The organism is Salegentibacter mishustinae (assembly GCF_002900095.1).
GTDB lineage: Bacteria > Bacteroidota > Bacteroidia > Flavobacteriales > Flavobacteriaceae > Salegentibacter > Salegentibacter mishustinae.
Map to the genome: position 1 here is coordinate 552791 of NZ_LLKN01000002.1, position 12421 is coordinate 565211.

The window sequence follows — 12421 nt, forward strand, 5'->3', positions numbered from 1 at the left end:
AGAAAATGGAACTAAAATTTCATCCATACAACCTGGAATTAAAAAACACCTTTACCATAAGTCACGGTTCCCGGGATGTTCAGCCAACTTTAATCGTTTCCTTAAGCGACCGCGGATTTACCGGTTATGGAGAAGCTACGGCAACTTCTTATTACGGAGTTACGATTGAAAAAATGCAGGCCGATATTCTTAATATTGAAGACTTAATTGCTGAAAATATTCTCCTGGAACCTGAGGAACTATGGGAGTTAACTTATCCGCATTTAAAAGAAAATCCATTTGCGCTATGTGCATTGGATATGGCCATGCATGACCTCCACGGAAAAAGAAATCGCCAACCGCTTTATCAATTATGGGGGCTGGATTTAGAAAATATTCCGCTTACCAATTATACTATCGGGATAGATTCCGTAGAAAAGATGGTTCAGAAAATTAAAGAATTTCCCTGGCCGCTTTATAAAATCAAACTCGGAACCGAAGATGATGTGGCTATTGTTAGTGAACTGCGAAAACATACAAATTCTGTATTTCGGGTAGATGCCAACGCCACCTGGACGGTAGATCAGGCTATAGAGAATGCTAAAGCTCTAAAAGAATTAAATGTTGAATTTTTAGAGCAGCCTTTAAAAGCCAACGATTGGGAAGGAATGGAAAAACTTTATAAAGAATCGGTTTTGCCACTTATTGCCGATGAAAGTTGTATTGAAGAAAGCGATGTTGAAAAATGTGCCGGTTATTTCCACGGAATAAACATTAAACTCACAAAATGCGGAGGATTAACCCCAGGGAAACGAATGATTTTAAAAGGAAGATCTCTCGGTCTAAAAGTAATGGTGGGTTGTATGACCGAATCTACTGTGGGGATTTCAGCCATTGCACAATTATTGCCGCTCCTGGATTATGTAGATATGGACGGTGGACTTTTAATTAAAAATGATATCGCTGATGGTGTAAAAGTCTATGACGAAAAAGTACATTTCCCAGAAAGAAACGGCACTGGGGTTGAATTATATGAGAAATAGAAATACGCCATTCTGTCCCGAAGTTTCGGGATCGTTTCAGAATCTAAGCTTTTAAAAAAATAAAAATCATTCGTGAATTTGTGGCGAAAACAACAAACTAAAACTGGAATAATGAATTTAATAAAACCTTATTTAACCTTTTTACTAACGCTTTTCTTATTTGCCTCCTGCGAGGAGAAAGAAGAAAAAAAAGAGGAGAATCCGCTTCAAACCCAAATAGCAGCAGTAGAAAAAACCTACGCGCCAGATGGCCGGGTAGCCCTTTTTGAAGTTACAGCTGTAAAAAACGGAGAAACTTATATTCTTAAAGGAGAATCTAATGATCCTGAAGCCGTAGATTCATTAAAAGAAAAGCTGAAATCAGAAAATATCAAGTTTACCGATAGTATTCAGGTACTTCCAGATACTGAAGCTTTGGAAGATAAAATTCGTGGTGTCGTAAAAATTTCAGTGGCAAATTTAAGGGATGAGCCAAAACATTCGGCGCAATTGGTTACTCAGGCAACCCTGGGAATGCCGCTTAAAGTTTATAAAAAAGAAGGAAGTTGGTATTATGTTCAAACGCCGGAGGGTTATTTAGCCTGGGTAGATTACGGTGGAATAGAAAATATGACGGAAGAAGAATTTTCTGCCTGGAAATCTCAGGATAAATTAATTTTTACCGAGCCAACGGGTAATTCTTATACCGAAGCCAATTCAGATTCTCAGACAGTTTCAGATCTGGTGGCGGGGAATATTTTAGAGCTTCTAAGCGAGGAAAATAACTTTTATAAGGTAGAATATCCAAATGGTAAAAAAGCTTTTGTAGAGAAAGCCTATACGCAGCCATATAAAGAATGGGTTTCTTCGCTGGAACAAAACAAAGAAGACCTGGTAGCCACGGCGCATAGATTGATGGGATTACCTTATTTATGGGGTGGTACTTCTCCTAAAGGAGTAGATTGCAGCGGTTACACCAAAACCGTTTACTTTTTAAACGGAATGGTAATTCCGCGGGATGCTTCCCAGCAAATTCATACCGGGGATGTGGTTGATACCGATAAGAACTTTGAAAATCTTGAAAAAGGCGACCTGCTTTTCTTCGGAAAACCGGCAACCGATTCTACTTCAGAGCGCGTAATTCACGTAGGAATGTGGATTGGTGATAACAAGTTTATTCATTCTATGGGCGAGGTACATATTAGTAATTTTGATACCGAAGCCGAAGATTTTGATGAATATAATTACAATCGCTACTTACGAACCAAGCGAATTTTAAACAAAGAAGATAAAGGCTTAATTTACCTAAAAAACACCGATCTTTTTACTACTTCAGAAACTGAAGAAGTAAAGATGTAAATTTTTTGATTTATAATGGAAAAGCTCCAGTTATGGAAAACTGGAGCTTTTTTTGTGCTATTCTTCAAGCTTTTCGAATAAGTAATAACCGCCACCTTTATCCCAGCTGCAGAAAATTATAGTATTCTCATTTTTTGAAACTCCTATGCCACGAGGTTCGGCACCATTAACTTCAGGTATTTCTAAAGTCCACATTTGCTGTTTTTCTTCATTTCTGTAATGAATACTCGAAGGCGAAATTCCGCTGGAACGTACAGCGGCATAAATGGCATTATCTATAACTTGTATCGCACTAGAACCGGCAGAAATGCTGGTAATATCCTTTTGCCTGGTATAATCTCTGCCATTTTCACTGCTATAAATCTGGATCTTTGGGCTACCAGGATCGGGGAAAAGAAGTGTTTTTCCATCCTGAGTCATATCGAAAGTTCGCGCTAGATTTCTATCTTTTAGCTTAAGAGTTCTTAGCAGTTTAAAAGTTTCTCCCTGCTGTTTTAATACGTAGTTAGGGTCTTCCCCAAACAGTGACATCGCATATATTTCTCCGTTTTTAGCTGCGCGCGGTGCAGTAATTGCTCTTGCGCCTTTAGGTGCTTCCCAAACAGCAAGTCCTTTCCCGGTTTGGGCATCAATTTTAATCAATCTGCGATTAATTCCCGCTAGAATATTTCCGTCTACATCTACTCCAATGCCGTTTACAGGATTTAAATTATAGACCTCGCCGTTTATTTCTACTGAAGTTAGAGGCGAAAAATCTATTTCTTTATTGCTAGAATCTTTAATTATTAATCCATTATTATAATCGGCGAGCCATAATTTCCCTTCGTTATCCCATTCGGCGCCATAGCCAGCACCAGATGCAGCTAATTTTCCTTTAAAGGTATATTTTGGAGCTGGAACTTGTGCAAGATCGTCCAGGGCTTCATCTGTTTTCATCAAATTTAAAGCGGTTGGAGCAGCGTAGGAAAAATTGCTGCCATCTGTTGCCAGGATTCTATGGTAAAAGCTTTTCGGTTCACCAATTTCAGAATTTCCAAGAAGATCAAACCATTGTTTTTCTGTCATTTTTAAGCTTGTTTCTCTACCGGTTTTTTTCTGAAGAATTATTTCTGAAAAATCCTTTTTAGGTGAAAGTTGATAGATATAACTTACAAAATCGCCGTCTTTATCTATCGCCTGACTCCATTTTATTTCGTAGAGTGCCTCAATATCGCGTACTGCATAAGTGTTCTTCGGGTAATGAGAAGTGATTTTAGCAGGTTCTGGTGCTTTATTTTGAGTTGGTAATAATTGAGCTCTTAAATTTCCTTTTTTGGTATTTATTTGAATATAGATACCACCAAAATTAAGATAGCTCTTAATTTCTTTAGTAAGTTCTAGTTGAGAAGAAAAGGTACCACTTCCTGGCGAAGATGCTTTGAATTTCACTTCTTTCAGCAATTCGCCTTCTTCGGTATGTCTTTCCTTATAGATACCTATAGGGTTTTTATCAGAAAAATTTGAAGTTATATTGAAATAGCTTCCTGAAAGTTTAAGCTTATCTTCTTCAATTTTAGCCTCAACCTGGGCGATGCCGGCAATATCTTGTTCTTTAGTGTTTAAGGAAGAAAGGAATGCTTTAAATTTTTGACTTTCGGGGATATCCCTGCGCAACATATAACCGTTTACTCCTATCATTGCAGATGGTAAAGTCTTTTCTTCAAATAAACTCATTTCTGCGGCTTTGTCTTTCTTTATATCATAAGTACTATAAACAATAGAATCTTTTGAATTAAAAATATCCATAATCGTTATAGTATTTACAGGCTTTTGGCTTTGTGTTAACCACGAACGAGGTCCGGAACCTGCAGCACCCGTATTTAGGAATTCCAGTTTTCCCCTTTTCCCAGGGTAATAGGCGTGCTGGTGCCCGCTTATATAGGTCTTTACCTTATATTTTTCAAGAAGATGCTGGAGTTCTTTAGCATTTTCCAGTACATTACCTTTTGAATCTCTCTCCTGGGCTACGCTATAAAGTGGCATATGGCCAATAACAAATCTATGGGTAGCTTTTTTAGCTTCTGGAGTTTGAAATTGTTTCTCCAGCCATTCCAGGTTTTCTTCGGTGATCTTGGAAGAAGAAGCCTCCCAGGAAACAAAAAAGTTATTTTTCGCTATAAACGAATAGTAGTTCGGGAAATTAGTATAGTCTATAAAATGCAGGCCTGTTTTGTTAATATTTTCTTTCCAGAAGTTTTTAGCAAATTTATGTTCTACGGGGTAGCTTCTTGGGCCATCGTGATTGCCCAGGGTAAAAGCAAAGGGAATTTTTTCTTTATGAAGGGGTTCTATAATATGTTTTTTAAAGCCATTCCACATTTTTTGTAGTTGGGCTGTTTCAGAAACTCCCATTCCTGCTACCATATCGCCACCACAAATCACTAAATCTGGTTGCCAAATCTTCGGAATTCTATTTATTATGCTATCTACCTGCCATTCGTAATTAGCAGCACCCAATCCAGAATTTAAGTCTGAAATTACAGCGATACGTAAATCTCCGCGTTTGGGTAGTACTGGAGAGCCTTTTTTAGCGACTAATCTTATAGCATCTGCAATAAATTTTCCTTTAGTAGCTCCAATAATCTCCAGGGTATCTCTGGGGCCAATTTCAAAATTGCCCAATACATTCCATTTTCCTAAATTATCGAGAGATTTTTGATTTATGAAAAGGGTATCACTTTTGCCTTCGCTATGTAGAATGTAATTTACACGTTCAGAATTATTTTGAGTGTTTACGGTGAACCAGGAGGCTAGTTGGTAATTATTTCGCTCAATACCTTCAAAAGTATAAAATGCCTTATTTATTTTGTTTGAAGTGGCTACCCGGGAGGCGCTCTCGCCATAATAATTAACCTGGTTCGAGCTGTTCCAAATTCCTGTTTCAGAATAATTCCTGTCTTCGGTATCAAAGATGATTGGTTTTGGACGTTGCGGTACCTGGGTTTCAGCGATTACTAAAGCTCCCGCATTCTTCCTTAAACTATTCCGATTTCCGCCGGTGATATCTGCAGGAATATTTACCACCTCGTTGGCAGCAACCATAGCCGAAGATCCGCCACCATCTAGATTTACTGCATTTTTAGCACCAACATCTAACATTAATTGTGCTAATTCGCCTAAACTTACTCCCGCACTGGCTTCCTGCCGCCCATCTACCACCATCATAATTAGGGTATTTTTGTCTTTGTAACCAATAGCACTTCGCGGATGGCGGGCTAAATGACTTCCCTTAAACCCTTCTTCTTTATCAGTTAAATTTATTTTTCCGTTTTTTAGTAAAATCGGTCCGCCACCAACTGCCTGGTTTACATCCCAATTTTCTGAAGCTGAATGAATATCTGGTGAGGCCAATTTCTTTGGAATATCATTTTCCCTGGAATTCACCCAGGCGATTTCCGGCACTCCGTTTTTCATTCCAAATGCACCCCTGGAAATTTCATTGCTGGGTCCCGGAGCAATAACCTCTCCGTCCTGGATAATAGCGCTTACCGAAGAGTTTGAAGCAAAATATCCGCCGTTTATAGCCAAAATCCCATTTCCTCTGTTATAAGTTTCTTTAGTAGTTTCCCTAATGGTATTACTGCCAATAGAACGTAATTTTAGATTTTCGTCACTTAAGTCTATGAGAGCATACATTGCTCTTACGGGCTTATTATCTGGTAAAGTTCCATAAGCGTTATAAATCTTTATGGATGCCGGTAGATTAATGTTTAGATCTTTTCTTGGCTGCCAGTTAAGGTTTATTTCCTGGGCTTGCAGGGGTAAGAAAAGTAAAAGACCTAAAATGCTAATGATTAATTTAGGTGCTTTCATAACAATAAAATTTAGGAGGTTATCTTAATTGAGGTAATTTTTGATATAGGTTGCTACCGGGACAACTGGTATCGGCCTGGTCTCTATGGCCGCTAATTGTGTTACGGGAAATACGGTACTCACCGGAAATATAAGAGATAAGTTCTTTTAACTTTCCCATTGTTGAGGTAATACTTTTTCCTTATTAAAATCCCCTTCTACTACAATTAGTACATGGCCGTCAAGGTTGTAATTAGTATTAGAATCGCCCTGGAATTTTATCTCCCTTCCTTCAGCAATTTCACCATTGGTTGCAATATAAAAATGATAAGGAACATCTGCCCAGGCTTTTTTTATGCTACCATCGGCCATTGGGGAATCTTTAAGGGAGAAATTTTGCAATGCCTGCAGTTTCTTTTCTATAGAAAGTTCCGGTTTTTGAGGCATCCCTGTATGGTGAATGGTAATAAATTTCGGTTTATGCACTTTCATTTCCATGATCGGTTCTTGGGCATTCCAGTCTTCTCTTTGAACAATAGCTAATTCATTTTTAGAATTTTGCTGAGCAAAAAGTGAAATACTACTAAAAAACAACACCAGCAAACTAAACTTACCTATATGACTCATAAGATTGCCTTATTTATTTTAAATCGTTTTTTCTGAAAAAAGATGCTTACAAATACTTCTTATGTAGCTGGTAAAGCACTTTTAGATCGTGTATACCGAAAGGCTTGTCTAAATCTTCCTGGATAAAATGAAGTTTAAATGCGCTTTTAGCTGCCTCTAAATCTGAAGTATCAAATCCTATAATTTTAAGGGCATTTTCAACATTAAAATCTGCCGGAATTACTTCAGGGAAAACCAATTTATCTATAAATGGAATTCTGGTATTAAGTGGGCTGTTGAGGTGAATCGCTAAAGGATTAGGTTTAAAAAATTCGGCTTCCAGTTTTAAATTTTCTACTTCAGCTTCGTCATACCATAGCCCAAAACCTTCTTCGGCCAATCGTTTCCAGGGGAAGTTTGCATTTGGATCTACTTTTCTAGATGGTGCAATATCAGAATGACCAATAAAATTCTCGGCAGGGATTTTATATTTTTCTTTAATTTCGCTTAGCAATTCAACCAGGCTAGTAATCTGTAATTCGGTAAATTCTTCTTTACCATCATTATCAATTTCGATCCCCAGAGAAGAAGAATTTAAATCGGTATTATTGCCCCATTTGCCAATACCGCCGTGCCAGGCCCTAAGGTAATCGTTAAGCATATGGTAGATTTCGCCATTTTTGGCGATCACGTAATGCGAACTTACCTGTGTTCTAGGCAGGGTAAAAGTATTTAAGGTTTGCCCTACAGAATCTTGCGCAGTGTGATGTATAACCACATAATTTGGCTTGCGCATATTAAAATTAGTAGTTCCTACCCAGTATTCACCATAATTGAGTGCGGATTCGTTTTGGTTTTCCCGGGTAGGGAACTGCTGTAACTGTTTGCTATAATTTTTTACCTGCTTTTTATAGACCCTATTGGTTTTAGCATAAGGGTTAGAACTACAGGAGGTAATTAAACTTCCTATTAATAGCATTATATAAAGCGGGTAAAAACTTCTCATTTTTAATCAAATTTCCATTTTACGAAAGCTTCCATAGCTTCATAATTTGCTAGACCAAGGGAGTGGTAGCTCTCTGCGGTTTCACGGTTTCTTTCTTCTGCACGTACCCAAAATTCCCGTTCATCATCTCCCGGAAAAACCGGTCTGTCTTTTTGTGACTGGTGCTGATAAATAGCGTGTCTTTTACGCTGAACCTCCATAGGGGAAAGCGGCACGGCCATTTCTATTTCATGAACATCAAATTCCTGCCATGCGCCGCGGTACATCCATAACCAGCAGTCTTTAGTCCAGGATTCGGTTTTTCTAAGTCGCTTCATAGCTTCCAGGATTATTCGGAAACATACGATATGGGTTCCATGAGGATCGGCAAAATCACCTGCGGCAAAAACCTGGTGAGGTTTTACCTCTTTTAAAAGTTCCATTGTAAGCTCTACATCCTTCTCGGTTACCGGGCTTTTTACGCGCTTTCCGGTTTCGTAGAATGGCAAAGCCATAAAGTGAATATTCTTATCTTTTAATCCGGCGTAACGAGCTCCTGCAATAGCTTCAGACTTTCTAATAAAGGCTTTTACGTCTCTTATTTCATCCAGATCTATATCGTTTGGCTCTTTCTTTTCGATAAAAGCCCGCATTTTCTCATAAGTGGCTTCAAGGCTTTCGGTATCTTCTCCGGTACTTTTCTTAAAATCTATGGCAAATTCTACATATCTAAGAACATCTGTATCCCAAACAGCCGTGTTTCCCGAGGTTTGGTAAGCTACGTGAACATCGTGTCCCTGGTCTACCAGCCTAATAAAGGTTCCTCCCATAGAGATCACATCATCGTCTGGGTGTGGGGAGAAAATAATAGAACGTTTTTTTGCAGGGCTTTTGCGCTCGGGGCGTTGAGAATCGTCGGCATTGGGTTTTCCTCCCGGCCAACCGGTTATACTGTGCTGTAATTGGTTAAAAACATCTATATTAATATCGTAGGCAGGACCTTGCTCGGTGGCAAGTTGGGCCATTCCGTTATTGTTATAGTCTTCATCGGTAAGCTTAAGGATAGATTTTCCTACTTCGGAAGAAAGCCAGATTACCGCTTTTTTAATCAGCGCTTTATCCCAGGTGCAATCCTTTACTAACCAGGGTGTATCAAATCTTGTTAATTCTGAAGCAGCATCTTCATCTAAAATAAATTCAACATTATCTGAAAGTTGAAGATAAGTAGCCGGTACATTACCAGACATTTCTCCTTCTACGGCTTTTTTAATGATAGGAGCTTTTTTCTTACTCCAGGCCATCAAAATAATTTCGCGGGCTTTAAATATAGTACCAATTCCCATGGTGATGGCTTTGGTAGGCACGTTTTCTTTACCACCAAAGTCTCTGGATGCATCACGACGGGTTAGGTCGTCTAAAGTAACCAGTCGTGTTCCAGAATTCGGAGCAGAACCCGGTTCGTTAAAACCAATATGACCGGTTCTACCAATTCCAAGTAACTGCAGGTCTAATCCACCAACAGCGCCAATTTTATTTTCGTAAGCAAGGCAATAATCAGTAATTTCTTCCTTGGCAAGGGTTCCGTCTGGAATATGAATATTATCTCTTTTTATATCTATATGATTAAAAAGATTTTCATCCATAAACTTCACATAACTCTGCTTGGCGTCTGGTAGCATTGGGTAATATTCATCCAGGTTAAAAGTGATCACGTTTTTAAAACTCAATCCTTCTTCCTTATGCAATCTAATGAGTTCTTCATATACTTCTACAGGAGTTGCTCCCGTAGCAAGCCCAAGCACCGCATTTTCGTGATTATCCTGCTTGCGGCGAATTAGATCTGCAATTCGTTTAGCTACCTTTTTGGAAGCAATATGTTCATCTTCATAAACTTTTACCGGTAGTTTTTCAAAACGTGTTTCTTCTAAAAGATTTAATCTTGCCATAATTTTAGCTGATTATTGATTTTATTATTTAGCTGATATGTGATTTTACCAGGCTCACCTGGTCTTTAAAAATATCGTCCATTACTGCAATAGTGCCGCCGTATAAGCTGGAATTCGCTCCAAGGGTAGAAAGTTCTATTTGGGTGCGTTCCTTAAGTTGCATCATGCAATAGGTATTCATAGATTGCTGAATTGGGGTGGTCATAAACTGTTTTGCTTCAGCTATTTTTCCTTCTAAAATCACCAATTCAGGATTAAATATTTGAATTAGGATGGCGATGCCTTTTCCGAGTTTAATTCCTATTTCAGAAAGTACATTTATCGCAAATTGATCTCCGCGATTGGCGGCATCTATAATTGTTTCTGGTTCCAGTTTTTCTAATTCTTCTTTTTTAAGATTATTTAAAACCGAAGTTTGGCCGGCCTTTAAGCCTTCTTTGGTTTTTCTAACCAGGGCAAGTCCCGAAGCTTCTGTTTCCAGGCAACCACGTTTTCCGCAGTGGCAAAGCAATCCATCTTCGGTCATAGGAATATGCCCGAATTCGCCGGCAAAACCAGATTCTCCCGAGTGCATTCTTCCACCCATAATAATGCCCAGGCCAATACCCCAATCCATAGAGATCACCAAAACGTTGTTTTTATTTTTGGCAGTACCAAATCGGAATTCGGCTAAACAGGCACTCTTGGCATCATTTAAAATGGCCACTGGTTTTTTAAATTTTTTCTCGAACTTTAATTTTAGCGATTCTGGTTCCTGTTCACTTAAATAATAGGTGAAGTTTTTACCAGCTTCAGCAGAAACCAGTCCAGGCATGCTTATACCAACACCCATTACCTGGTCCAGTTTCACTTTAGCTTCTTTTAATAATTCCTGGGTCCATTCAAATAAGAGATCTACGATATTAGAATCTGAAGAAATCTCTGAGGGCCACGATTTTTCGTGAAGTATGGTGTGATTATTATCAATAATTGCCAGCTTAATCCTAAAGCGCTCTATATGAATGCTCACCACGAAAAATGAATTTTCAATCAATCCGTAGAGATCGGGTTTCCTGCCTCCTTCAGATTTTCCCCTGCCCTTTTTTATAACTATGCCTTCTTCGATAAGTTGATTTAAAAGCGCCATGGAAGTGGGGAGGCTTACATTAAAACGTTGGCAAACTTCAGCGTTTGAAGTTTCTCCATTCAAAAATAGATGCTTGATGATCTTTAATTTCTGAAGGAATTTTTTGCGCTCTACATTATTGATTTTAGAGAGTTTCTTTTCATCTATAAAAAAATCATGTAGATCTGTAGGCATAGTGTGAGTTGTCATAATTTAAAATAAAAGCATTAACAGTTAAATTTAAGCTTTTAAAAAAATGAATTTATTTTGAATTTAAAAGTATATAAAAAAATTATTTTCAGAAATACTTTTTCTATTTTTTTATAAAAGATTGATTATTTAATCGAAATTTATATTTTTATGCAATAATTAAGAAGTCGAATTTTAATATCTAGCTACCTAAATTTAGGATTGCTCTAAACTAAGATGACTGAAGCCACCAAATTATTTAAGGAATCAAAATCGGTAAAAAATCAGCGATATCTTGCGTTGGATGTTTTGCGCGGACTTACCGTAGCCTTAATGATATTGGTGAATACACCTGGAAGTTGGTCGCATATTTACGCACCCTTTAAACACGCTCCCTGGCATGGTTTTACCCCAACCGACTGGGTTTTTCCTTCTTTTTTGTTTGTAATTGGCAACGCTATGAGCTTTAGCCTACGCAAATATGAAAGCATTTCGGAAAGCGCTTTTTTAGGAAAGGTATTTAAACGGGCAGCACTTATTTTTCTTATCGGGTTGTTTTTAAGCGCGTTTCCGTTTGTTTATAGACAGGAAGGGGAACTGATTTTTAAGAATTTAGTCAATATGAGAATTATGGGAGTTTTGCAGCGCATTGCCCTATGCTATCTTTTTGCCTCCCTAATTCTACATTATTTGAAGCTGAAAAAATCTATCATTTTTGGAAGCCTAATTTTACTTGGCTACTGGGTAATTATGTGGTTTTTTGGCGATCAGCCCAATCCGCTTTCTTTAGAGCATAATGCCGCGCTGAAGTTTGATCAACTAATATTTAACGATGCCAATCTTTATAAAGGTTATGGTCTCCCGTTTGATCCGGAAGGTTTATTAAGTACGCTTCCCGCAATTGTAAATGTAATTGCAGGCTATGTGGCTGGTGTTTTTATTCAAAAATCAGGGAATAATATTTCTACGGTAATTAAGTTAAGTATCTATGGAGTACTACTATTAATTGTAGCGCAAATTTGGGATATTTGGTTTCCTATAAATAAACCTATTTGGAGCAGCTCTTACGTATTATATAGTACAGGCTGGACGCTTTTAGTGCTTTCAGCATTAATTTTGATTATAGAAATTTTCAATTTTAAGAAGTGGACGACTTTCTTCGAGGCTTTCGGGAAAAATCCTTTGTTTGTTTTTGTAATGTCTGGTCTTGTAGTAATGCTTATGAACATAATTTATGTTAACGGGCAGGCCTTAAAACCCTGGCTTTATGAAAACTTATATCTTAGCTGGCTAAACAATTATAACGCCTCGCTACTGTTTGCCATTTCTTATATGCTGCTTATGTGGCTGCTTGGTTACTGGTTACACAAAAAACGTATCTATATTAAAGTATAAATTC

Annotated in this window: 9 protein-coding genes; 3 read left to right on the forward strand and 6 right to left on the reverse strand. The window is 38.0% G+C overall.

Translation table 11 applies throughout. The features are described 5' to 3' along the window. The first annotated feature begins 5 nt into the window (after positions 1-5). Entirely contained in the window at positions 6-1022 is a 1017-nt protein-coding gene (locus APB85_RS05445; protein ID WP_057480893.1) for a dipeptide epimerase, read from the forward strand. A 111-nt stretch (positions 1023-1133) separates the two neighbouring features. Beyond that, on the forward strand, positions 1134-2360 hold the full coding sequence (locus APB85_RS05450; RefSeq protein WP_057480892.1) for a C40 family peptidase: 1227 nt from the start codon (positions 1134-1136) through the stop codon (positions 2358-2360). A gap of 57 nt (positions 2361-2417) precedes the next feature. On the opposite strand, the gene APB85_RS05455 is transcribed toward APB85_RS05450, so the two are convergent. From APB85_RS05455 to APB85_RS05475, 6 genes are read right to left on the reverse strand one after another with little or no spacing between them, the layout of a single operon-like run. After that, positions 2418-6212 (reverse strand): phosphodiester glycosidase family protein, encoded by a 3795-nt coding sequence (locus tag APB85_RS05455; protein ID WP_057480891.1) that lies wholly within the window; start codon positions 6210-6212, stop codon positions 2418-2420. 19 nt (positions 6213-6231) lie between these two features. Continuing rightward, on the reverse strand, positions 6232-6372 hold the full coding sequence (locus APB85_RS17275) for a peptidoglycan recognition protein family protein (RefSeq protein ID WP_160319232.1): 141 nt from the start codon (positions 6370-6372) through the stop codon (positions 6232-6234). Then, positions 6360-6818, reverse strand: coding sequence for a peptidoglycan recognition protein family protein (locus tag APB85_RS05460; RefSeq protein WP_057480890.1), 459 nt, complete (start codon positions 6816-6818; stop codon positions 6360-6362). Before APB85_RS05460 ends, APB85_RS17275 begins: the two co-directional genes overlap by 13 nt. Positions 6819-6864: 46 nt before the next feature. Beyond that, positions 6865-7803 (reverse strand): N-acetylmuramoyl-L-alanine amidase, encoded by a 939-nt coding sequence (locus APB85_RS05465; protein ID WP_057480889.1) that lies wholly within the window; start codon positions 7801-7803, stop codon positions 6865-6867. A gap of 2 nt (positions 7804-7805) precedes the next feature. Beyond that, positions 7806-9728: a glucosamine-6-phosphate deaminase gene (nagB, locus tag APB85_RS05470; protein WP_057480888.1), complete on the reverse strand. Its 1923-nt coding sequence runs from the start codon at positions 9726-9728 to the stop codon at positions 7806-7808. Between the two features lie 28 nt (positions 9729-9756). Further along, a complete protein-coding gene (locus APB85_RS05475; protein WP_229792224.1) occupies positions 9757-11043 on the reverse strand; it encodes an ROK family transcriptional regulator in 1287 nt (428 codons plus the stop codon). Between the two features lie 216 nt (positions 11044-11259). Between APB85_RS05475 and APB85_RS05480 the strand changes: the two genes are divergently transcribed. Continuing rightward, positions 11260-12417, forward strand: coding sequence for an acyltransferase family protein (locus tag APB85_RS05480; RefSeq protein WP_057480886.1), 1158 nt, complete (start codon positions 11260-11262; stop codon positions 12415-12417). Positions 12418-12421: the final 4 nt, after the last annotated feature.

Bases quoted from the DNA above. Each gene is read 5' to 3' on its own strand.
- APB85_RS05475 (WP_229792224.1), bottom strand. From the start codon at position 11,043: ATGACAACTCACACTATGCCTACAGATCTACATGATTTTTTTATAGAT.
- APB85_RS05460 (WP_057480890.1), bottom strand. From the start codon at position 6,818: ATGAGTCATATAGGTAAGTTTAGTTTGCTGGTGTTGTTTTTTAGTAGT.
- APB85_RS05455 (WP_057480891.1), bottom strand. From the start codon at position 6,212: ATGAAAGCACCTAAATTAATCATTAGCATTTTAGGTCTTTTACTTTTC.
- APB85_RS05445 (WP_057480893.1), top strand. From the start codon at position 6: ATGGAACTAAAATTTCATCCATACAACCTGGAATTAAAAAACACCTTT.
- APB85_RS17275 (WP_160319232.1), bottom strand. From the start codon at position 6,372: ATGGGAAAGTTAAAAGAACTTATCTCTTATATTTCCGGTGAGTACCGT.
- APB85_RS05465 (WP_057480889.1), bottom strand. From the start codon at position 7,803: ATGAGAAGTTTTTACCCGCTTTATATAATGCTATTAATAGGAAGTTTA.
- APB85_RS05480 (WP_057480886.1), top strand. From the start codon at position 11,260: ATGACTGAAGCCACCAAATTATTTAAGGAATCAAAATCGGTAAAAAAT.
- APB85_RS05450 (WP_057480892.1), top strand. From the start codon at position 1,134: ATGAATTTAATAAAACCTTATTTAACCTTTTTACTAACGCTTTTCTTA.
- nagB (WP_057480888.1), bottom strand. From the start codon at position 9,728: ATGGCAAGATTAAATCTTTTAGAAGAAACACGTTTTGAAAAACTACCG.